This window comes from Bacteroides sp. MSB163 (genome assembly GCF_036416795.1).
Taxonomy (GTDB): domain Bacteria; phylum Bacteroidota; class Bacteroidia; order Bacteroidales; family Bacteroidaceae; genus Bacteroides; species Bacteroides maternus.
In genome coordinates this window covers 5,220,540-5,243,679 of the sequence record NZ_CP143867.1, presented here as the reverse complement: position 1 = coordinate 5,243,679, position 23,140 = coordinate 5,220,540, and the positions used below count along the sequence as shown (strand labels likewise).

General features: G+C 47.7%; 19 protein-coding genes. 3 read left to right on the top strand and 16 right to left on the bottom strand.

Annotated elements, in window-relative coordinates; translation table 11 throughout:
• Window positions 1-3: 3 nt before the first annotated feature.
• Complete coding sequence (locus VYM24_RS20535; protein WP_291549521.1) at window positions 4-621, bottom strand: hypothetical protein; 618 nt, start codon at window positions 619-621, stop codon at window positions 4-6.
• A 213-nt stretch (window positions 622-834) separates the two neighbouring features.
• Between VYM24_RS20535 and VYM24_RS20530 the strand changes: the two genes are divergently transcribed.
• Window positions 835-1,437 carry an IMPACT family protein gene (locus tag VYM24_RS20530; RefSeq protein WP_291549520.1) on the top strand — a complete coding sequence of 201 codons (603 nt, stop codon included), beginning with the start codon at window positions 835-837 and terminating at the stop codon, window positions 1,435-1,437.
• Between the two features lie 30 nt (window positions 1,438-1,467).
• On the opposite strand, the gene VYM24_RS20525 is transcribed toward VYM24_RS20530, so the two are convergent.
• Window positions 1,468-1,677 (bottom strand): CDGSH iron-sulfur domain-containing protein, encoded by a 210-nt coding sequence (locus VYM24_RS20525; RefSeq protein WP_007213658.1) that lies wholly within the window; start codon window positions 1,675-1,677, stop codon window positions 1,468-1,470.
• A gap of 207 nt (window positions 1,678-1,884) precedes the next feature.
• Here VYM24_RS20525 and VYM24_RS20520 point away from each other — a divergent pair, with 207 nt between their 5' ends.
• Together VYM24_RS20520 and VYM24_RS20515 are read left to right on the top strand one after the other, a co-directional pair.
• The gene (locus VYM24_RS20520; protein ID WP_291549519.1) at window positions 1,885-3,012 is read left to right on the top strand and encodes an HpaII family restriction endonuclease; all 1,128 of its coding nucleotides are present in this window, start codon (window positions 1,885-1,887) and stop codon (window positions 3,010-3,012) included.
• Window positions 3,013-3,017: 5 nt separating this feature from the next.
• Window positions 3,018-3,578 carry a nitroreductase family protein gene (locus VYM24_RS20515; protein ID WP_330940802.1) on the top strand — a complete coding sequence of 187 codons (561 nt, stop codon included), beginning with the start codon at window positions 3,018-3,020 and terminating at the stop codon, window positions 3,576-3,578.
• Between the two features lie 326 nt (window positions 3,579-3,904).
• Here VYM24_RS20515 and VYM24_RS20510 read toward each other — a convergent pair whose 3' ends face one another.
• The 14 genes from VYM24_RS20510 to rsmG form a co-directional block, all read right to left on the bottom strand.
• Entirely contained in the window at window positions 3,905-6,235 is a 2,331-nt protein-coding gene (locus VYM24_RS20510) for a TonB-dependent receptor (protein WP_330940801.1), read from the bottom strand.
• 231 nt (window positions 6,236-6,466) lie between these two features.
• Entirely contained in the window at window positions 6,467-6,835 is a 369-nt protein-coding gene (locus VYM24_RS20505) for a GntR family transcriptional regulator (protein WP_291549516.1), read from the bottom strand.
• A gap of 3 nt (window positions 6,836-6,838) precedes the next feature.
• The gene (locus tag VYM24_RS20500; RefSeq protein WP_330940800.1) at window positions 6,839-7,603 is read right to left on the bottom strand and encodes a hypothetical protein; all 765 of its coding nucleotides are present in this window, start codon (window positions 7,601-7,603) and stop codon (window positions 6,839-6,841) included.
• Between the two features lie 109 nt (window positions 7,604-7,712).
• A complete protein-coding gene (locus tag VYM24_RS20495; RefSeq protein ID WP_330940799.1) occupies window positions 7,713-8,534 on the bottom strand; it encodes an ABC transporter ATP-binding protein in 822 nt (273 codons plus the stop codon).
• 108 nt (window positions 8,535-8,642) lie between these two features.
• A complete protein-coding gene (trhA, locus tag VYM24_RS20490; RefSeq protein WP_291549513.1) occupies window positions 8,643-9,302 on the bottom strand; it encodes a PAQR family membrane homeostasis protein TrhA in 660 nt (219 codons plus the stop codon).
• A gap of 17 nt (window positions 9,303-9,319) precedes the next feature.
• Window positions 9,320-11,041, bottom strand: coding sequence for an ATP-binding protein (locus tag VYM24_RS20485; protein WP_073314059.1), 1,722 nt, complete (start codon window positions 11,039-11,041; stop codon window positions 9,320-9,322).
• Between the two features lie 319 nt (window positions 11,042-11,360).
• The gene (locus tag VYM24_RS20480) at window positions 11,361-12,161 is read right to left on the bottom strand and encodes a DUF4469 domain-containing protein (RefSeq protein ID WP_034524824.1); all 801 of its coding nucleotides are present in this window, start codon (window positions 12,159-12,161) and stop codon (window positions 11,361-11,363) included.
• A 104-nt stretch (window positions 12,162-12,265) separates the two neighbouring features.
• The gene (locus VYM24_RS20475; protein WP_330940798.1) at window positions 12,266-15,565 is read right to left on the bottom strand and encodes a leucine-rich repeat protein; all 3,300 of its coding nucleotides are present in this window, start codon (window positions 15,563-15,565) and stop codon (window positions 12,266-12,268) included.
• 16 nt (window positions 15,566-15,581) lie between these two features.
• Entirely contained in the window at window positions 15,582-15,812 is a 231-nt protein-coding gene (locus tag VYM24_RS20470; RefSeq protein ID WP_025836161.1) for a hypothetical protein, read from the bottom strand.
• A gap of 52 nt (window positions 15,813-15,864) precedes the next feature.
• On the bottom strand, window positions 15,865-16,440 hold the full coding sequence (locus tag VYM24_RS20465) for a helix-turn-helix transcriptional regulator (RefSeq protein WP_025832999.1): 576 nt from the start codon (window positions 16,438-16,440) through the stop codon (window positions 15,865-15,867).
• A gap of 191 nt (window positions 16,441-16,631) precedes the next feature.
• On the bottom strand, window positions 16,632-18,815 hold the full coding sequence (locus tag VYM24_RS20460) for a tetratricopeptide repeat protein (protein WP_330940797.1): 2,184 nt from the start codon (window positions 18,813-18,815) through the stop codon (window positions 16,632-16,634).
• A 161-nt stretch (window positions 18,816-18,976) separates the two neighbouring features.
• Window positions 18,977-21,826, bottom strand: a complete 2,850-nt coding sequence (gene gcvP, locus VYM24_RS20455) for an aminomethyl-transferring glycine dehydrogenase (protein ID WP_330940796.1) — start codon at window positions 21,824-21,826, stop codon at window positions 18,977-18,979.
• 21 nt (window positions 21,827-21,847) lie between these two features.
• Window positions 21,848-22,486, bottom strand: a complete 639-nt coding sequence (locus VYM24_RS20450) for an MBL fold metallo-hydrolase (protein WP_025833002.1) — start codon at window positions 22,484-22,486, stop codon at window positions 21,848-21,850.
• Between the two features lie 31 nt (window positions 22,487-22,517).
• Window positions 22,518-23,138, bottom strand: coding sequence for a 16S rRNA (guanine(527)-N(7))-methyltransferase RsmG (gene rsmG, locus VYM24_RS20445; protein ID WP_330940795.1), 621 nt, complete (start codon window positions 23,136-23,138; stop codon window positions 22,518-22,520).
• Window positions 23,139-23,140 lie beyond the last annotated feature (2 nt).

The following is a 23,140-nucleotide window of genomic DNA, read 5'->3' as shown; positions in this document are numbered from 1 at the left end:
TATTTAGATTTCCTCTATATCTTCTATATCTTCCAGTTTGGCTTCGGCTTTTGCTTCTATCTTTGTCAGTTTCTTGGTGTTGTTGGCAATGACGGCCAATGCGCGATACAACTCGGCAAGCAGGCGTGCGAACACTACAATCAAGAAGCCGTATATAGGCATCAGGAAGAACATGCCGGAGGGTATCGGCAGTATGTATTTGATTTCATTGGCAGCAAAGATTGTAATAACCACCGAACATAGTGTGCCGATGACACCGATATAAAGTCCCAGCCATTCACCCATCGTCTGTGTCAGGTGCGATACAACGGGAATGGCAATGAATTCATTTTCTTCCTGGATAGCTTCTTTCAGTTTGTTTTTCCGGTTCATCCAGAGCAGATAGCTTCCCCATGCTCCTGCGCAAAGGATAATGAACAGCAGAATGAAAGCAAGGATTAATTTCCCTTCGGCATATTTAAAGAAGTCCATCTCGATGACCTTTGCCAGTATAAAGATAGGAAACAGCAAGTTCAATACGGCAAAGATGACATAGAGCCAGCGGAAGGGTTCGCGGAAGAAACGACCATTGTCGATGTAACCCAGCAGAGGGTCGAGAAAGGTAAACAGCTTGTTGTTCATAGCGATAAATGTTACTTATGGAAGGACCTTGCATGCTAAGATTATCAGTATGAGGTCCTGATACATACTCATAATCAGACTTTTTTCTATGGAATGCGTCGTACTTTTGACAAATTTACGAAAAAAACTTCTAAAATCTGCCTGTTTCGTCTGAAAAAGAGAGAGGATTAGAAACTATTTTCTCATAACAAGAAGAATACTTATCTTTGCAGCATGAGTGAAGATACCTACAAAACCATAAGCGCCCCTTCCGAAGGGATTTACACTGAGAAGCGCAGCAAGTTCATTGCTATCGCTTTGCCCGTGCGTACTGTCGATGAGGTAAAATCGCATCTGGAAGTTTATCAGAAGAAATATTATGATGCCCGCCACGTCTGCTACGCCTATATGCTAGGGCCCGAACGTAAAGATTTCCGCGCCAATGATAACGGAGAACCTTCCGGTACGGCAGGAAAGCCGATCCTGGGACAGATAAACTCCAATGAACTGACGGATATACTGATAATCGTTGTCCGTTATTTTGGCGGCATAAAGTTGGGAACAAGCGGACTGATTGTTGCTTATAAAGCTGCTGCCGCCGAGGCGATAGCTGTTGCCGAAGTGATAGAGAAAACGGTGGACGAAGCGGTGACCTTCTTGTTTGAATATCCCTTTATGAATGATGTAATGCGTATCGTAAAGGAAGAAGAACCGGAAATTCTGGAACAGTCGTATGATATGGATTGCCGTATGACACTTCGCATCCGGAAGTCGATGATGCCGAAGTTGAGGGCGCGTCTGGAAAAAGTAGAGACATTACGCTTCGGGGAAGTGTAATGTCTCCGGCTTCCTGGTGATCCGGTACGTTTATTTCAAAGACAAATCATTATAGTGGATTTTCCGGTGTGTACCATCGCAAAAGGGTTGTTTATAGGACTTACCGCACCGGCATAAGGCAATTCTACCTGTTCGTATTTCTGCTTTTCCTTCTCTGTCTATCAGTTTAAAATTGCCTTCTACAATGAAAGGTCCATTCGGTGTAGCTGTGATGGCTACTATATTCTTTTCATTTTCCATGCTATAGGGAGTTAAATGTTTGATGTTTTAAGTAGAACGTTTCTACATGAAAATAGTTTGTCTATTCACTTTCTTTTGGAGGGATTTCCTTATCTTTAAATAAAATAAGCTGCATTTCGGCATAACTTTTTCATGCCAGCATGAAAGTTCTGCCTTCGATTTGCATTATCTTTGCACACTCGTTAATTAGGAAAAAAACAATTTATTATGGCATTTGAAGCTACAAAACGTGAGTTGGGCGAACTCTACACATTCTTTCGCCTTCTGGCAGACGGAAAGGTTTCACTGGGTACACCGCAAGCCCGGAAGGATGAAACGAAGTGCTGGCCTGTTGCGCTGATACAGAGGGAGGAACATGACGGTACGCGTCGTTATTATATAGAGCAGGGCAATGTCCGCATTGTCAGTGGTGTGATAGAGAAGGAGGGGACATTTGTTGCAGCCGATAAGGAGGAACAAGTCATCCCCCGTGAAGATTTTGGCGGAGCGGCCGAGTTTATTCTTGAGTTACTGAAGACTACCAGCGGTACTGACGCCATTGAAGTTCCCGAAGAACTGGAGGCATTTCTGGATGCGGTCAATATCTACGACCTGGAAGCGAAGACGGAAGACCGTACGGATTTCTCAGTAGCTTTCTGGCATGCCGAGGCTCCGTTGACGGGATTCAATGTTCGTTGTCGTCTCAGCTCAATGAATCCGTTGCTTGATGGCGGACGTACGGCAAATCTGAAACTGGAACAGTCGGGCGTTAAATTTGCTACGCCTACGGTGAATAAGGTGAATGCTTTGCCGGAGTCTCCTACGGAAGTGACTGAGCGTATGCTGATGATTGAACGTCTGGGCGGAGTACTGAAATATTCCGATGTAGCCGACCGTGTATTCCGTTGTAATTTGCTGATGATTGATTTGCATTTTCCTCGTATGCTGGCTGAAATGGTGCGTATGATGCATCTCGACGGCATAGCCCGTATCAGTGAACTGACGGAACGCGTCAAAGAGATAAATCCCTTGAAGATAAAAGATGAGCTGATAAACAAGCATGGTTTCTATGAGTTTAAGATGAAGCAGTTCTTGTTGGCACTTGCCCTTGGTATGCGTCCGGCAAAGATTTATAATGGTACGGACTCTGCCGTTGAAGGTATTTTGCTGGTGGATGCAGAAGGAGAAGTGCTTTGTTATCATAAGTCGGAGCGCCGGACATTTGCCGACTTCCTTTTCCTGAATACCCGTTTGGAGAAAGGCTCGGTAGACAAGGACAAGTACGGCTTTCTGGAAAAAGAGAACGGCGTGTATTATTTCAGACTGAATGTAAAGGTTGGATTGACAAAAAAATAAAGAGTATGAATGAAGTTTTAAAAGCCATCAAGTCGCGTCGCAGTGTACGCGCTTATATGGAACAACAGATTTCACAAGAAGATCTGAATGCTATTTTGGAAGCGGCAACCTATGCTCCAAGTGGTATGAATTATCAGACGTGGCATTTCACAGCCATTCAAAATGCCACGGTGCTGGAAGAACTGAATAAGAAGATCAAAGGCGCTTTTGCCAAGAGTGAAGAGCCTCGTTTGCAGGAGCGTGGACACAGCCAGACCTATTGCTGTTATTATCATGCGCCTACGCTTGTCATCGTATCCAATGAACCGATGCAGTGGTGGGCAGCTATGGATTGTGCCTGTGCTATGCAGAATATCTTCCTTGCTGCAAAATCTCTCGGAATAGGTTCCTGCTGGATCAATCAATTGGGGCAGACTTATGATGATCCTGAGGTACGTGCTTTCCTGACGGAGTTGGGTATTCCCGAAAATCATCGTGTGTACGGTTGCGCTGCTTTAGGTTATGCGGCAGCTGCTCCGGTTAAGGAAAGGCAGCTTGCGGAAGGCACTGTGACTATTATTAAGTAATACCGGACCTGCTTTTCAGGAGCTATCAACCTGATAAAATTCATCTCTATATTTCCAGATTTGTTTCATGGCTTGGAACTCTCAGTTTCACACCGAGAAACAGGCAGTTTCATCCTTTGAAACAGGAAATGAAGAATAAGGATGAAAAAGGGATCATGCGGAAGAAATTTTTTTCTTCCCGTTTATAAATAGAAAAAGTCCGCAGGGGAGGCGGCAGTCAGGTAATTAATGAATTATACATGAAGCAATTTTGTATAATCCGCCACCTCGCCCTTTGGACTTCCTCTTTTCACAAAGAGGGCTGAAATGAAATTATATCCGGATCTTTATCTCTGCATGTCAATGATGCCGCTGTCCGTATCGCTATTGTTCAATCCCTTGTTTCCGGCTTTGTGTTTGCGGCCGAACTCAAACGTATAGCCTACACGGAGTATGAACATCTGCCCCGTCTCCTTCACAAAAGTTTCCGAACGGAAGGGAGCCACTTCACTGATACGTTCTTTTCCCACCTTATAATTATTGGTGAAAGGAAACAGAACACCAATCCCTGCCTGAAAGTTCTGCTTGGCATACATTGCCATAAATGCCGTCTGATTTTCATTCTTCTTGATGGTCTCACCGAAGAAGTTGTTCTGCACCTTCCTGAATTGCCCGAGCAAAGAGAAACCTTTGTATTGCAGTTGCGCCATCACACTGTAGTAAAATTCATCGTATGTGTGGCTGTATTCCAAACCTTCCGACCAACTGCGGGTGTATCCTCCCGAAGCATAAAGAGTCAGGAAATCTTTCAGTCCGAACAGCGTTGCCCCGTTTGTGCCGATCATCAGTTCCGCATTCAGACTTTGAAACGAGCGTTGGTTTTCATCTTTCAGTATCAGTTTCCCATCCTCGACGAAGATACTTTCCATGATGGGACTGTCGTAATACTGATGGCGCAGGCTCAGATTGGCATTGAACTGTTTCTTAGAATAACTGTAGGACAAGGAATTTGTGAACTGCTGGTATGTTTTCAGTAACGGGTTACCACGGACAATCTGTATGGTATCAATAGCCTGTTCCACATCCGTCAGCGAACCGAGCGACGGTATAGCGGGACTGATGTTGAACCGGTAGCGCAGGAAACCCGCTTTCTTCAAATTATAACTCAATCGTACGGTAGGCGTGAAAGTATAGTAAGTATGGTCTTCGTCACTTTCTTTGAACCAGGCGCGCGTCATGCCCACGCTGCCTGCATAACTGAAGTCCTTTACCTTGCCCTGCACCTCAAAGAAAGCGGAGGTCTGTGCCTGATCCATCTTCGAAGTTGTGGGGTTGGAACCTTTGTACTCATTTTCCGTCCTCATCTGATAGTGGCGGGCACCGCCGCTTAGTTTTATATCCTTGAAACTCTTTTCATAAATGGCCTCACCGATGATGGAGCGTTTGTCACCGTCTACCAGTGTCTGAATATCTGCCAGTGGTGTATTCTCGTTTTTGTACTCCTTATATTTCCGGTTGTTTTTGGTATGGATGAGCGTTCCCGTCACATTCATCTGAATGCTCTGCTGATGGGGCAGGGTATGTTGGAAGTAAAGGTCGAGTGCCGGAGAATAGCTGGATGAATGGTTGTTGACGTACGAATAAATAGATTTCGTATCGTCTACCGCCCACATTTTGTTCAGTTCATTCTGATAGGGAGTGTTGTTGAGGTTATTGCGAAAGATGGCGTTGAATACATACTTGTCCGCTTTTGTCAGATTGTAAGTCAGATTCAGGTTGTTGATGAAACTGAGTGCTGGAGATTCATCTTCGATACCTTTCTTGATGCGGTCGATGGTACGGTCGCTCAGATAGAACGTTTCGTGAGATTCGAGGCGGCTGTGGTATTTGCCATTCTTGTTGAAGTAGTCGATGCCCCATTCGGAGTTCTTGTAGTTGAACTTCGCACTCAGGAAATTCTCTCCCCACAGGGTATGGGGCGAGTCGGAAAGCTGGAAGTTTACCACACCACCTGTTTCGCGGCGACGCAGGATAATATTGACTACAGCACCCAGTTCGTTGTCACCGTATTGCTTGCCTGGGTCTTCGATGAACTCCACGCGTAGCACGTCTTTGGCTCTGACGGCGGCTATTTCCTTGTCCGTCACTTTGATGCCGTTGATACGGGTTTGTACGGCTCCGCCACCGCTGACGCTCATGCTGTTGGTGAAATTGTCCACTTGCAGGCGGGCGATGCCAAGGTTGTTCAGCAGGTCGTAGGCACCGAACGAGCGTTTTAGCTGGCTCTCGGTGGGCAGGATAATCTGACGGTCCACGCGTTGAAGCACGTTGCTGGCGGATACGGTCACTTCACCCAGGCTTACGGCATTTTCCTGCAACTGTACATCGCCCAGGTCGAGGTTGTTGTTCAGTTTCAGTAGGATGACTTCACTTTGATAGCCGATAAAAGTAATGGCCAGGCGGTAATTGCCCGCCTTGATTTTATTGAGAGTGAACTTGCCTTGTGCGTCCGAAGTCACTCCGGTCACCAAGGTAGAGTCCGTGGTCCATAGCGATACATTGGCGGCTATGATGGCTTCTTGCGAAGTATCTGTAACACGTCCTTTGATTGTAAGGTTCTGTGCCTGCGCACTGAGTGCGGAGAGGACAAACAGTAGTAAAAATAGTTTTGTTTTCATATTTGTTCCTGTTAGTAGGTTACTAATCAATTAGGGATACAAATTTCACTCCTCCTCATCAGGGAAGATCTTATATATTGTATTTCAATCGTTTATACTTTCTTCGTTGAGGCGGCGAAAGTTAGGCTTGTACGGCGGAATTCAGTTCGTACATCAGAGTAAAAACTTTGACTATGATGAGTACGAAGAGGAGTCCGAAAGTAATCCATAATGCTGTCTTTGCGTATCTCTTCATGAACTGCTGTTTTTAAGTTTATTATATCGTTCTGTTATTTCATCTATGCTGATGCCGAGCAGGTCCATAATGTTGAACAGGTCGGCAAGCTGGTTTTCAAAGAATTCTTTCTTCTGTATCTTCATTACTTTCTTCATGGCATCCTTTGAAAGATAGAAGCCCATGCCCCGTTCGGGATAGATGATGTCCTCCGCTTGCAGGTATTCGTAGGCCTTCAGCACGGTGCGCGAGTTCACGGCAAGCTGCGTGGAAAGTTCCCTGACCGAGACTACCCGTTCGCCCGCCGTCCACTCACGGGTGAGTATCTTGCTGAAACAGAAGTCTACAATCTGTTGGTATATCGGTTTGTTGGTCTTGAAGTCCATAGCTTACAGTTGTTTTTCTTTGAGTAGGAAGTAACTCGATATCCATGTGCCGATGGTGAACAAAGCCGGGGTGGCGTAATTGCAAAAGGCAATGACAGCTTCTCCCGTACTGCTCATGGGAAAATTATATATAGGATAGGCTATGATATTGGACAGCCAGTAGCCTTTGGTATCAGCAGGGCTGCATAAGTATGTAAATGCGCCAAGACTAAGCAGGGCACTGAGGCAGAGGCATAACATGATGAAGGAGCTTATCAGTTTCTGGCGTTTGAAGGCTATGCATCCGATAAAGAATATGCCTTGTAGCAGACTGTACGTCAGCATCTGGTCCTTTTGAATGATATAAGGTTCTATCTGGCTCCCGAAATATTGCAGATAGTTGATTCCTGATAGATTGAATATTCCTTTAAGAACTGCTATTAGCAAGATGCAGAATAACGGGATTATAAGTATGTATTTCATCCACAAGTGCAGGAACTTCTCAAAAACGGAAGCGGGCATCAACAAGTATAGAGTGGAGGTTTGTTTGGTGATATTCATCTCCAACAGGCAGGGGGCAATGCAGAGGAACCACAGTACGTAGCGACTAAGGGAGAGAGCCTGTGTATGTTTTATGTAATAGCTTGAGCCCTTGTTGATGTCATACATCATGCAGAGAAGACAAATGCCCAGCACAATGCCGGCACTCCAAAGCAAGTGTTTGCCGGTTTCCAGTTTCTTGTACTGTTCCAGCAGGAAGAAACGTTTTAGGTTGAAGGTTGCATTCATAATTTCTTGTTGTTATTTTATAAATGATAATTTAGCGAAATGAAGAACTAAGAATGAAGAATTACCTTGCGGCATGCTTGCATAGCGCAGCCAAATTCTTCATTCTTCATTAAATTATCATTTTTATCTTTTCCGGCACTTGCAGCATTGCTTTATACAGCAATTCGATATCCGGTGTATTCTCTTCCTCCTCCTCATTAGGCAGCACGGAGAAATATCCGGGCAATTCCTGTTCGCTGTAAATACTGTTTTCGGGCAGACTGTCTGTCCGGGCAAAGAGGAGGCGCTGGCTGATTTCGTCCAACGAACGGTTCAGCAAGATTTCGCTTTCGCCGAGGATGATGAGGTGATCCAGCAGGTTCTCGAAGTCGTGTGCCTGATGAGTGGAGATGAGGAGCGTACTGTCATCATCTATGCTGCGGCTGATGATACGTTTCAGAGCTTGTCGGGATGTGATGTCCAGTCCGTTTGTAGGCTCGTCGAGTATCAGGAGCGGGGTATGCAGTGCAAAGGCATATGCCAGCATCGCCTTTTTCTGCTGACCATAAGAAACTGCGGATAACTTCTGCTTCCTGTCAATCTTCAGTTCTTCAAGATTCTGTTCAAACTCTTTGTAGTTGAAGTGAGGATAGAAAGCGGAATGCCGTGTGGCAAAAGCGGAAATGCTTTCGGAAGGCATCTGCATTTCTTCGGGCAGAAAGAAGTAACGGCTCAATAAGGCGGGTTCTCTTTTTGCCGGATTCATCCCATCAATGCTGCACTCTCCTTTCCAAGGAAAAAGTAGTCCGCAAAGGAGATGTATCAGTGTGGTTTTACCTACGCCGTTCTCTCCCAGAAGTCCGTATATTCCGTTGCCTATTTCCAAAGATATATCATTGAAAATAGGGTGGTTAGACTTGTAGCCATAGCTGATGTTTTCTATCTTTATCATAGTTTCTTAAGTGTTGCACTGATGTACAACACTGCAAACGTAAAGGAAGCGAAGGAGAAAAGCAAGGAAGGGGGAGGATTATTAATATATTTTAGCAGTTGGTGGCGACTATAGAATCAGCCACACCGCCATCATGTGGCATGCCGAACCTCCCAATACGAAGAAATGAAAAACAGAATGCATATAGCGCTGCCGGAAAGAGTAGAACACCGCCCCGGTGATGTAGCAGATGCCTTCACCGATCATCCAATAACAAGTTCCTGCGGCAACGGCATATAGCGGTTTGAAGGCAACCAGTACGGACAGCCCCATAACGATGAAGCAGATTGTTTCCACATTGCTATGTTCCTCCATTTTGCGGAAACTCACGATGGTGCCGATAATGGCACATAACCAGATAAAACCGAATAATCCCCATCCCCAAACGCCTTCATCCCGTAGTGCTATCAACGTAACGGGCGAGTAACTGCCTGCAATGTGCCAATAAATAGCTGCATGGTCCCAGTTCCGCAACCGTTTCTTCCAGGGATTATGGTATTTCAGCGCATGGTAGAGGGTGGAGGCGACGTAAGAGCCGAGCATGCCGAAGAGATAGAGCCAGATGCCGAGTACAGCCCAGAAGTTTCCGCTCTGATAGCCTTTTACGAGAAATATCGTGCCGACAATAATCCCCATCAGGATGCCTGCGGCGTGCGAGAGGGTATTTATTCTCTCTTCGGCTTTCGTATAGAAAAGTCCGTTTTGTTTCTTTTTCCGGGTGATGCTCATTTATAAAAGTGCGATGTTTATACCTCCTCTGCTTTTACCATTTCCCATCCGCTGAATTGCATCACGATACAGTGCAACTGCGTGCCCTGTGCCAGTTGTTGTACCCTTGGCCCTTGGGCATAACCGTGTATCTGATCTACGGCATCCAGCCACTGTTGTCCACCTTTACTTTCATAGTCTTTTGCCGGCAGATACTTCAGTTCCAGGATATAGCTGTGAGCCACTTCGGGGTAACGTTGCAGGTCGGGCATGAGGAACATGTCGCAGAAGCCGTGGTTCAGTTCCACTTCAGGGGCGGTGAGGTAGTAAGCGCTGATACTGAGGTAGGCGGTGAAGAAACCTTGGATGTTTCGTTCACCTTCGATGAGACTGCGCACGGAGGAGTGATTCTTGTAGGCGCAGGCAATAAATTCGAGTGACTGCCGCCAGTTACCATGGTATGCCATATCTTTATAGATGGTACGCAGGTTGCTCAGGTCGATGTACTTTTCGCTTTGATAACCTTCGAGCAGGTATTCGTAATATTGCTTGCGCACATTATTGTTGGGGATGCTCAGCACCAGCTGGTCTCCGTCTGTTCCGGTGATGGTGAGCATGCCGTAGTAGAAGAGCAGGCTGGGGAATATCTCCGCCTTGGCGATTTGCTCGGCGGGAAAGGAGGTGGCGAGGTTGGTGATAATCTGCCCTTCCTCGGTGATACGGCGCAGTACCCCCTTGCGGTCGCCGTCCAACTTGTCCAGTTGAATGAGTTTCTTCATCTTGTTGTAGTCGGTGCGGGTGTTGGGGTCAATCATCTGTTCGGGTGAAGTGCCATAATTCATGTAGTTGCGGAGGTAATAGAACACCATGTCGCAATTGAACATCTTCGGGTCGCGTTCCAGACTCGCTTTGGCGAAGCAGTAGTTGTCGTACCAGGGCTTCATTTCCGTAATCATGGTATCCACGTCACCGTTGTGCTCTCCGGCATCTTTATAATATTGCAGAATCGCACGTACATCTGTTTCGCTGAATCCCAGCATCATGTTGAATATGGGTTCGGTACTGATGTTCCATCCGATGTTGAATCCACTGCTCAAGTCATCCAGCGTAACGGGGCTGACACCTATCATGAAGATGCGCTCGAACATACCTTTGAACTTCTTGAAGACTTCGCGATAGAACCCGCTGGCGTGGGTGATGGCATGATAAACGCCTTCGCCTTCTTCGTTGAGCACTACGTTGGTGAAATTGTCGTATTCGTCGATGATGAGGTAGAGGCGGGCACCCGTCTCTTTGGCTTTCATGTCCAGATAGTTCAGTTTATTCCTGAAGCCGGATTGTTCCTTCATTTCCCGGACAAACCCGGGATAGTAGTATGATTCATAAATGGAAGCGAAGTTATCCACACACATGCTGCAATAATCGTTGAAGTTCTGCGCCAGTCCTTCTCCTTGTCCGCCTATGCGCGAGAAATCCATGTACAGCACCTGAAAGGCTCCTTGCAGCGGCGTAGGTCGGCTGCCTATCCACAGGTTTCCGAAGCGGGCGGCGAACTTTTCCTTTTGGGCAAGGTCGTAGTAAGCCCGCAACATGCCCAGAAAGATGCTTTTGCCGAAGCGGCGGGGGCGGATGAGGAACAGATAATTGGGCTGCCGCTCCAGCAGGGGCAGGTACATGGTTTTGTCCACATAATATTGGTTTTGTTCCACCACTTCCACGAAGCTGGATACACCGTAGGGTATTCTCTTTATCTCTTCCATATCATTCTCTGTGTGTTATCGTTTCAATATGAGGCGTTATTTTTATCACTCGACACTGCCTATACCGCGCGACATCGCAAAAGTACTTTATTCTTCCCGAAAGAACAAAGGAAGCGGGCGGAAAGTTGTTGCCCTATAACTTGCCATGGCCTGTAAAATGAAAAAAAATATAGCGGAGGTGTCTCCGCTATAAAAAGGCTGTATGCCCTAACCATACAGCCCTGTATCGATTGTTTATACAGCTCTGTATCGACTGTTTATACAGCCCTGTATTGACTGTTTATACAGCTCTGTATCGATTGCCTATACAAATTTCCGGTCATCCCAGTGGATTTTCGTCCAGTCCTCCTCCTCCGGTGTTTCCGCTGTCGCCTCCTCCTGAGGGAGCTTCGCCCAGGTAGATGGTTTGCGAAACGCTTCGTGGCGTCTTGAGCAAGGTCTTGCCGTTGGTGCTGTATTGAGTGGTGACGGTGAGCGTGTACTCTCCGTTCTCCAGTTCGGCGGGGATGATGAAGACGAGCTTTGAGGGATCGTTCACCGCCCAGAGGTCTTCGGTGACTTTGGTGACTACGCCCGAGGCGGATGTCAGCGTGATGCCCACGGCTGGGTCGGTGCCCGCTATTTTCAGTTTCGAGCCGGTCAGGGTGAAGTTGCGTCCCGCGGTGGCGGTGGCGTTGGTGGCGCGGGTGGCGGTGTCCTGCGTGCCTGCCACGAACATGGTGCTTCCCTTTTCGCCGATGATGTTGACACCGGTGGCTCGGATGGCTTCACGCATGTCAGCGCCTTGGGTGAAGGCGACGTAGACCGAGTTGCGTTCCGGGTTCCACGCCTTGTTCAGCACCACGCCGGTGAATTGGGCTACGGCGTGATACAGACCCATATTGACGTTGTAGCCGCTGAGGGCCATTTTCTTTACCACCCGTTGCTCCAGATTGATGACTGCTTCCACAACCTCTCGTTCCAGACCCGGGTTTATTGCCATGATTTCGGAGATGACGCGCTGTTTGTCAGCGGTGCCGGCGGAAACGAGGGCTAGGATGCGGTCGTTCTTGTCGTCAACGGTGACGGAGTTGTCTGCCAGCTGGGCATTCAAGGTATACTTGATGTCGTTTGTTGCCATAATTTAAATGTTTTTTTAAAGTTGATGAATAATTATTTAGTGAAAACCTCCGCGACCCAGCGGTTAAGGACTGTCTTGCGGAGGTTTTCGGGGGCTATGCTTAGTTAGAATTTGGGAGTGCCCCAAGTTGAATAATCCTTGATATCTTCGGAATTTGACATTATGCAGCCTTTGAAGCAATTTGCCGTAGTCCAATTGCCCGAACCTTTCGCATAGCTCCACAGTGCGGGGGCGGTACCTGAATTGTTATGCAGATTGACTTGGTAGAAGCAATTCCTAAAGTCCATGTCTTTATCTATGAAGCGGTTTAATTTATCCTGTTCGGCCGCGGTGGAATCGACGAATATATTTGGATTGAACATCATATAGGTACACCCATAGAAGCAACAGTTGAAGTTTGTAGCTTCTGTGTTCTTCGCGAAAAACCCTTCCGGAATTGCCTTTAATCCGGTACACCCATAGAAGCAATAGCTGAAGTTTGTAGCCGCTGTGTTATTTGCGAAAAGCCCTCCCGGAATTGCCTGTAATGCGCTACACGACTGGAAGCAATTTCTGAAGTCTGTGGCCGCTTTGTTCTTTTCGAAAAGATTTCCCGGGATTGCGGTTAATCCATTACAATTAGCGAAGCAATAGTTGAAGCTTGTAGCCTCTGCGTTGTTCGCGAAAAGCCCTTCCGGGATTGTCTGTAATGCGGTACAGTCATAGAAGCAATAGTTGAAGCTTTTAATAGCTGTGTTGTTCGCAAAAAGATCTGTCGAAATTGTGGTTAATGCGGTACAGCCATAGAAGCATCGAATAATGTTTATATTTGCGTTGTTCGCGAAAAGTCTTGCCTCGATTGTGGTTAAAGCGATACAATCGGCGAAGCATTGATCAAAATTTGTAGCCGCTGTGTTGTTCGCGAAAAGTGATTCCGGTATTGTGGTTAATGCGTTACAGCTACTGAAGCAATTGCTAAAGTTTGTGGCTGCTGTGTTGCTTGCGAAAAGCTCTTTAGGAATGCTTCCTAATAGAATGCAATTATAGAAGCAATTGCTGAAGTCTGTAGCCGCTGTGTTCTTTTCGAAAAGAGTTCCCGGGATTGCGGTTAATCCTTTACAATTAGCGAAGCAATAGGTGAAGTTTGTAGCCTCTGTGTTTTTTGCGAAAAGCTCGCTAGGAATCTCTTTTAATAGATCGCAATTAGCGAAGCAACTGTTGAAGTTTTTAGCCGCTGTGTTGCTTGCGAAAAGCCCTCCTGGAATTGTCTGTAATGCTTTACAATAAGCGAAGCAACCGCTGAAGTCTGTAGCCGCTGTGTTCTTTTCGAAAAGATTTCCCGGGATTGTGGTTAATTTTTGGCAACTGTAAAACGCTTTGCTCAAAGATGAGCAATTCATATTGAGCAATGGCGTTTCAAGGCTCACCAGTTTATTCGGGTTGTAAGAGCCGGCTCTTTGGTAAAAATTCAGCTCCGGTATTTGCTGTTTGTCCGCCGTCGCATCCGAGCCGATGGTGATGGTGTATGTGCCCGCTACGGCGTACGTGTACTCGAATTTGTCACCCGCTGCAAGCGTCGTGCCTTTGGGCACTGTGACAACGGGTGTACCGTCACCCCAACTTACCATGATAGCCGCGGGAGTATTGCCGAAGTCGGGGAAGGGAATGCTGAATCCCAAATCGCCATTTTCTACTTTCACGGTGAACTGCATTGTATCAACTGGAACCGTGGGGATGAGTGTGTACGATGCGGGATTCGTTTTCTCTTCAGTGGTAGTGGCGCTGCCGTAGCCCGCGAAGTTGTAGTGGGTGGGCTTTTCTTCCAGGATTGTCTTATACGCGGTGGCCATTGCGAGCTCGGTGATGGCAGGCAGGAATATTTTGATGTCCGGGTGCGTTCCGGTTATGATGCCGGTCCCTAAGCTTATACCGCCGGTTCCGTTGGCCGCTTTTGTGCCTTCGAATATGAGGGCTGTCATTGCCGTGCACCCTTCAAAGGCGCTGTTTCCTACGCTCTGTATATCGGCGTGCAGGAACATTTCGGTTATCGAGGTGCAATTTTTAAAGGAGCTGTTTCCTATTCTTTTTATGCTTTTGGAGATACTGGCGCGGGTGGCGGGTGCTACATCGGCGGGCATCGGGTTGTTCTGGATGACTGTGGTCAGTGCCGTGCAGCCTTCAAAGGCATTGTCGCCAATGGCTTCCGCAGCGTCGGGCAGTATGACTTTTTCTAGCTTTGCGCAGCCTGAAAAGCCTGTCACGTCGGTTATGCCGCTGATGCCGGACAGGTCGATGGCGGTGATTTTCTCAGCCTTGGTGGCTTTCAAGAAAGTGGCCAGGGCGGTGATGTCGTCGGCGTTTACCGCACCCGTCACGGCCAGTTCGGTTTGTTCTGGGGTCGGGGTTATATTGTTCAAGGCGTTTCCCAAACTTCCCGCCGTAGCGGGTGGCAGGCTGATGGTTTTGCCGAGCGTTAGCGTGGGTTCTAAGGTATAGCACAGACCGGCTTCCAACGTGACGCCGGTTCCGGTTGTCAAATCGCCGGTGTAGGTATTGCCGCTTTCCGTGTTTACGGTGACGGTGAGTTGGTCGTTGCTCAGATCGCATGGAGGTATCATCATGTAGGCTTTCAGCGGCTCTGCGGAGGCGGAGGGGGTATGGTTAGTGATGTCGAGGCTGAGGCTTGACACCGGGGCGGATTCCGTATCCGCTCCGACGGTTAACCCGTCTATTGACGAGCCGGCGAGCAATGCGTACATCCGGGAGCTCAGTTCGCTTTTGGCGGCAGCGAGGCTCACGCGGGTGATTTTCTCTGTAGAAGGCATGTTTTTGAGGCTGAAGCGTATCATTGCGGCCTCGTGGCTGAATGTGAGTTTATCATACGAGCCCGCTGTCGCTGCTCGTCCCACCATAAGGTCGAAGCCTTTGAGATGCGCCATGGGCTTGGTGCAGTCTTGTGTCTGGCCTGAGAAGGAGGTGTAGACGATTGGATCCGCAGCGTCGTTGTTGTAGTTGCAGTTATCGGCGGGATACATGGCAAAGTAGAGGCTCTTTGCATCAATGGTTCCTTCGAAGCTGATACTCGTTCCGTCCTGGCTGAGACTGCTTGGCAGGCTATTGAAATCTACCGAGTAACCCAGCTCATTTGCATTGACGCCGAATACTTTAATCCTCTCCACCGGTGCACCGTCTGTACTTCCCCCTTCCCACTTCACAGCTATGTTGTCTATACCGGCTATTCCCAGCTTGTCTTCATAGTCGGTGCGCGTCTGTGAGGCCGCGCCTTGTGTTGCCCGGATGGTCATGGTTATCTTCTCACCCGGTTTGGGTTCGTTGTACTCTTCCTTCAGTTCATTTTGGCAGGCTACTGTTGCCAGTGCCGCGGCCATCAGAACGATGCTTTGATGAAATCTTCTTGTTTTCATGCTGCTCGTTTTTTAGTTATTTTTCGATGGTGAGGATGTCGTTAATCAGGTCTTCCAGCTCGCTTGAAGATGCGTTGCGGCTGCCGCGCGAACGTCCGTAGCTGCGGGAAGACGTGCCTATAGAGCCTCCGTTGCCGAATCCTCCTAAGTTGCCGCTTCCTGCAATTACACATGATGTTCCTTCTGTCTCCATCTGTATCACCTCTATTTGGGGAGCCAGATACTTTTCCTTTACTTGGTTTTTCATACTTATACTTTTTTTTAAGTTGATAATATATTCTCTACTATATCAGCGGTTACTATTGCTTCACATTCATATCCGACGGTGTTTGTTCCTCATCCGGGGCGAGCAGGTTGCGTACTTCGGTATCCAGGTCTACGCCTACCGGCAATTGCAGTTTACACCGCAGCCGGTACCGGTTTTTCAATACGGTGGAGCGGCTGACTCCCAGCAGATGGGCTATCTCTTCGTTATTCTGCTTCAAGAGGATGAGCATACAGAGCAACTCATCGACGCGGGTAATCCGCGGGGATATGGTGCGAAGGCGGTGTATAGCATTGGGATACAGTGATGTAAAGTGGTTGCGGAAATTGACTTCCACTTCAGCAGTGGTGAGTCGCGACTGAAAGCAGGCTGTCTGTGAAGAATGTGGACTTTCCGGATCGGAGAGTGACTGCTGTTCAGCTTGCTGTTCTATCTGCTGTTTCAGCGGACAGGTCAACGGATGTTTTTGGACTTCCTCTTCTATTTTGGAAAGCCGCATTTGGGTATGTCGTATGACGTTACGTTCAATGAAAGCGTAACGAATGAGGAATGTTACACCGAATAATAAAATGAGGAGGAGTCCTCCGATAATTTCGTTTGTTAGATTCATTGGTTTGTTTTGTCTATAGTCCGGCGTAAACGATGTATTTCGTTAAAGCCACTCAAATGTAAGAAATCAGAGTCGAATAAACCTAAAAAACGGTATGGACAAAACTAAGGACAAATATAAAAACCCTTGTATATGAGAGGTATACAAGGGGATGCGTTTTCGCATAAAAAAGGAAAGGGGAGGAAAAAGCTTTATTCCGGCAGCAGTAAGGCACGTACTTCAGAGTCAAGATCACACCCTTCGGGCAGGCCTAACTTGGTGCGCAGGCGGTATCGGTTTTTCAATACACTGCTACGGGTGATGCCCAATGTGCGGGATATTTCTTCGTTGTTTTGCTTCAATACGATAAGCATACAGAACAATTCTTCGGTACGGGTGATGCGCGGACAGATGGAACGCAAGCTATGCAGTACGGTGGGATAGAGCGAAGCGAAGGCGGTGCGGAACTGTTCTTCTTCTCTGTTGGTGAGCAGGTAAGGTTGCAGGCTCTCCATTACGTGCTCTAAGTCGCAGGTTTTGTCGTGCGTGGCTTGTATGTCGACCAATTGACGGAGGAGTTCTTCGTTGCGGTTGTTCAGCTCTTGCCTGGAAGCTATGAGTTGTTGCAGGCGTTGGCTCTGTTCGTGCAATTGCTGCTGTGAGAAAAGTTTCTCCCGTTCTTTCAGGCGAAGACGCATCCATAACCAGCCGCCTATGCCGACTCCTATAGCGAGCAGGAAGAGTCCGGTGAAGATAAATGTTTGCAAGCGACTGCTCTTCAGCTCTACTTCGGCGGAGAGCAAACGGTTCTCTTTCTCTTTCTGTTCTGTCTGATAACGGATATCGGCTTCTACTACCGCTTCGCGGGTCTTCTGTTCCAGGTAGACTTGTAAAAGCGGTTCGCGCAAGCGGGTGAGGTGGGCGATGACGGCATTGTCTTCCCGATGTATGTAATGGCTCATCAGTGTGTCAAGGAAGTGGTAGCTGTCCGTAGAGTTATACTTTTTGATGGCAAGTATTGTTTTTCGGGCTTCGGCATCGCGTCCCAAGCGGAATAAAGCGATGGCACGCAGTGCTTCAACATTGTAATCGGATGCGGTGGGGGTGTTGGATCCGTAATACCTTTCTATATCTTCCAATCCTTTTGCCGATTCGTATGGCAAGATCATTATCCGGTCGATTGCTTTGTAAAAATGCGTCTGGGCCGTTTGCTTGATTTCGGAAAGAAGAAAACAAGAATCCGCCGTCGCCAGCAGTTTCAATCGCTCTTCCCGCCGGTAGCCCGGAAGTTTTTGTACAATGCTCCATTTGGTCAGATGATATGCTCCTTTGTCTTTCAGGTTGGTATTGGTGTTTTCCTGCCAGGCGAAAACTTTGTCAATGTAATATTGAGCCTGTGGATACATCCCCCATTTGTAATATAGATTGCTCAGTTCATGATAGCAACGTGCGCAAAATACACTGTCCTGCAACCTCAGACCGATTTCCAGTCCCTGATATTGTAATTGCACGGCTTCTTGAAACCGGTTTTGCCGGGAGTATATATTTCCGAGCAGACTCATGGCCCAATTGATACCCGGTATGTAGCGGTCTTTGCGTCCTTCAGAGATGGCATGTTTCAACAGGCGTTCCATATCATCTTTGCGGTGGGGAAGCGCATAATATACGCTGGCGGCAAAGGAGCAATCGCGGAAGGTGTTTTCTGCTGTCTTCCGATAGACGGGTAAAGCGTGGGCACTGTCCATTACAGCTTCTGCCCGCTCTTTTTGTCCGGCAAGTCCTCGCAGATAGCCCTCGAATATCATCATGTCGCGGCGACAGCATTCGTCGAGTAATGCAGGCGGGTTGGTGCGGAGTCGGTGGAACCATTCGGCGCCTTGGTCGGTACGGTTCGTGAAGTAGAAGATGTTGTTCACGTTGTTCATGGCACCTACGGCACGGGTACGGATGCCTTCATGCGCAAGGGTATCACCGGGCGTGGGCACCAAATCCATTATTTGCCGTGAAATGGCAATCGCTTTATCATATTGCTGCATGAATTGGTAGCAGCGGGAGCGTGTATAGAGATAATTGGCTTGGGTGGCGGGCAAGTCTTTGTAGCCGGGCATCCGCTCTGTTTCGTCTAGCATCTCCAGCACACGCGGGAAGTTTTTCTCGTTGAAATAAGAGTTGATGTAGTACTGGCGGGCAAGGAAATATTCAGGAGTTCCCGGTTGGGTGTGAGCCATGAAATTTTCAGCTTCGATGCGCAGTGAGTCGGTTTGCATGATCCGATCGTTACAGCGTACTTTCAGCGAATCGCTGAGGGCTTTTATTTCGGTGTCCTTTGGAGAAAGGCGAGAAGTACAACTGCTGAAGCAACTGGCATATAGCAATAGGAAGAAGATTAATTTCATGAGCGAGATATTTGTTGGTCTGTATTGACTGTTGTGCGAATATAAAGAATATATTAGAATTAGGTAAACATGAGGAAATATATTCTTTATTAAGAATCAAACGCCCGTTTTCGAAATCCGGAAACGGGCGTTTGCAGGAATTGGTATTATTTTTTTGTCTTTTATTCAAAACATCCGTAGCACGTCGGCAACAACTTACGGTCGCCCAGCGTGTTATCCACACGTGCCACGTTTATCCAGAACTTGTTTTCGCGTACACTTTCTATCGGATAAGCCGCCTTTTCCCTTGTATAGCTATGTTCCCAGTTACTGGCAACTACCTCATATTCGGGATGCGGGGCATTTATCAGAACGTTATCTTCCTTATCCGCTTTTCCTTCTTTCACTTCCTGTATTTCTTCCCATATGGTCAGCATCACATTTACGAAGTTATCCAGTTCGGCAAGGCTTTCGCTTTCTGTCGGCTCTATCATGAGTGTGCCGTGAACAGGGAAGGAGAGAGTAGGAGCATGATAACCATAATCCATCAGTCGTTTGGCGATATCATTTTCGCTGATACCCGTCTCTTCGTGTACCTTGCGGCATTCCAATATCATTTCATGACCAACAAAGCCAGTGGCACCACGATATACGATACCATACGTATCTTTCAGACAGGCTGCCAGATAGTTGGCGCTGAGGATAGCTATTTTTGTAGCACGTGTCAATCCTTCCGTACCCATCATGCGGATATATCCGTAAGTGATAGGCAGAATACCGGCGCTACCGAACGGAGCGGCAGACACTGTGTTGACGGGAGTACCGAACAGCGGATGTCCCGGCAGGAACGGAACCAGATGTTCCGTAACGCAAATAGGACCTACGCCCGGACCACCGCCGCCATGAGGCGAAGCGAACGTCTTATGCAGGTTCAAGTGGCAAACGTCCGCACCGATAAAGCCGGGATTCGTCAGGCCAACCTGGGCATTCATATTGGCACCGTCCATATATACCTGTGCACCGCAATCATGGATGATGCGGCAGATTTCTACGATTTCCGTCTCAAAAATACCGTGTGTAGAAGGATAGGTAATCATCAGTGCGGCAAGGTCGTCTTTGTTTTCTTCCGCCTTGGCACGAAGGTCGTTCATATCCACATTGCCCTGTGCGTCGCAAGCGCAAGTCACGGTAGTGAAACCTGCCTGGATGGCAGATGCCGGATTTGTGCCGTGGGCGGAAGCAGGAATCAACACTTTGTTGCGGTGTCCCTGACCGATGTTTTCCAGATAAGCGCGGATAACACGTAGTCCTGTATATTCACCTGCCGCACCGGAGTTCGGTTGCAGACTGACTCCTGCAAAGCCTGTGATGACTTTCAGTTCTTCGCTGAGATTGTTTATCAATTCACGATAACCCTCTGCCTGGTCCTCGGGAACAAGCGGATGCATGCACATAAATTCCGGACGGCTGAGAGGCAGCATTTCCGCCGCAGCGTTCAGTTTCATGGTGCAGGAACCGAGGGAAATCATGGAGTGGGCGAGGGAGATATCCTTACGGTCAAGGCGCTTGATATAACGCATCATCTCCGTTTCCGTATGATATTTATTGAACACTTCATGTGTCAGATAAGCACTCTGGCGTTTCAGAGTCTTATTAATAGTATTGCTTACGGGAATATCATCCACTTTGGTGTAGTCTTTTCCTGCGGCAATGGCAAAGATGGAAAGCAATACATTGGCAGCGGATACGTCAGTTGTTTCGTCAATACTCATACCTACGTCTCCATTATCAAAGTAGCGCAGATTGACTTCCTTGCTCAATGCGATGGTACGTACCTGTTGGGCAGATACACTGTCGGGCAACACAAAGCGCAGGGTGTCGAAGTATTGGTCATTCACTTGTTTGTATCCCAGTTTCTTGATACACTTTTCCAGATATGCGGCGATGCTGTGGATACGTTCTGCAATGGCGTGAATACCTTCCGGACCGTGGTACACGGCATAAAAGCCCGCCATGGTTGCCAGCAAAGCCTGTGCGGTACAGATATTTGAAGTAGCCTTTTCCCGTTTGATATGTTGCTCGCGGGTTTGCAGTGCCATACGGTAACAGAGTTTTCCGTATTTATCTTTTGACCAACCGATGATACGTCCCGGAATATTACGTTTGTATTCGTCGCGCGTAGCGAAGTACCCGGCTGACGGTCCGCCATAGAACATCGGTGTACCGAGGCGTTGGGTGGTACCGAATACAATATCAGCTCCCCATTCTCCGGGAGGGGTGAGCAGGGCAAGGCTCAGGATATCGGCGGCAACGGCTACTTTGCAGTTGGCAGCATGGGCTTTTTCTACAAAGGCACGGTAATCTTCTGCGTTTCCGCTCGCATTCGGATATTGCAGTATACAGGCAAAAATATCCGGTGTCAGCTCCAGTTCGGAATATTTACCTGTGCGTATCTGAATACCTTGCGGGATAGCACGTGTAGTCATTACGGCCAGTGTCTGTGGGAAAATGCTCTCGTCCACAAACACTACGTTTGCACCGGACTTCTGCATATCGCGCGGACGCAGGGCGTACATCATACTTACGGCTTCGGCAGCAGCCGTAGCTTCATCCAACAGAGAACAGTTGGCAAGTGGCATACCCGTCAGGTCGCATACTGCGGTCTGGAAGTTCATCAACGCTTCGAGGCGTCCTTGCGAAACTTCTGTCTGATAGGGCGTATAAGAGGTATACCATACCGGATTCTCGAATACATTCCGTTGAATAACGGCGGGGGTAATGGTGTTATACCAGCCGAGGCCGATATACGTTGTGTAAAGTTTGTTTTTGCACGCCAACCGGGTGATGTGTTGTCCGAACTCATATTCAGTCATAGGCGCGGGCAATGCCAACGGTTCTTTCAGACGAATGTTTGCAGGGATGGTTTTGTCTATCAACTCATCCAGACTGCCGACTCCTATTTTCCGGAGCATTTTCTCTTCGTCTTTTTCGCTGATGCCGATGTGGCGGCAAGCTAATAGGTCGCTTTTCATGATAGTATCTGTTTTTAAAGTTTATCTGAAGAATGGATTTTCCGCCTTTTCAATACCGATAGTGGTCGGGGCGCCATGTCCGGGATAGACAATCGTTTCATTGGGCAGTATGAACAGGCGGCTACAAATGTGCTCTTTCAGTTCGTCGAAATTACCACCGGTAAGGTCGGCACGTCCGATGCTGCCCTGGAAAAGTACGTCACCGGAGAACATGCAATGATCTGCGGCACAGTAGTAAACAAGGCTACCCGGTGAATGTCCCGGTACGTGGATAGCTTCCAACGTAGTGTTACCGAAGTTGATGATATCTCCGTCATGAAGATAGTGTCCTATCGGTGCGGGCAGTTCGTTCCAATGAAAACCGAACATGCGGCTTTGTTTCGGAGCTTCGTCAATCCAGAATTCATCGGCTTTGTTGGCTTCCACCGGCAGACCGAATTCTTTGACCATGAAAGCATTTCCAAAGATATGGTCCAGATGCAGGTGCGTATTAAGGAGGTGCTTTACGTTCAGGCCATTTTTGTGAATGAAGTTCTTCAACGCTTGTTTTTCCTCCTCATAGTAGCAACCGGGATCTATCACGGCAGCTTCAAGAGTGTCGTCCCACAAAACATAACAGTTTACAGGGAACATATTAAACTCAAACCTTTTTATTTTCATGATAGGTATATGTTAGTCATTATTTCTGTGATTAAGGCGTCACGTAAACCACTTTCTTCGTTTCAAAGAATTCTTCTTCGAAATAGTCTTTCAGATCATACATCATGGTCTTATTCTTAAAAGGCATGGCTTCATTTGCCAGCTCACCACCTTTCAGGCAGATCAGTCCGTTGGGCATAGCATTGTGTTGCTCGGAAGCGATGTTTTTGCGGATGATTTTCAGCAAGTCGGTCAACGGCATCACGGCACGGCTTACAACGAAATCGAAGAGTTGCTTTTCCTCCTCAGCACGTGCATGGCGGAAAGTCACGTTTTTCAGTCCGATGCTGTTGGCTACTTCCGTTGCTACACGTACTTTCTTCCCGATGCTGTCAACAAGATGGAACTTCACCTCGGGGAATAAGATGGCAAGGGGAATACCCGGAAAACCACCGCCCGTTCCAAGATCCATGATGCGGGTGCCGGGAGTAAAGCGAATCACTTTAGCTATACCCAATGAATGGAGTACGTGGTGTTCGTACAGGTTTTCGATGTCTTTACGTGATATGACGTTTATTTTTGCATTCCAGTCCGTATAGAGATCATAGAGGGACGCAAATTGCTGCTTCTGCGCCTCTGTGAGGTCTGGGAAGTACTTTAGAATGATTTCCATGT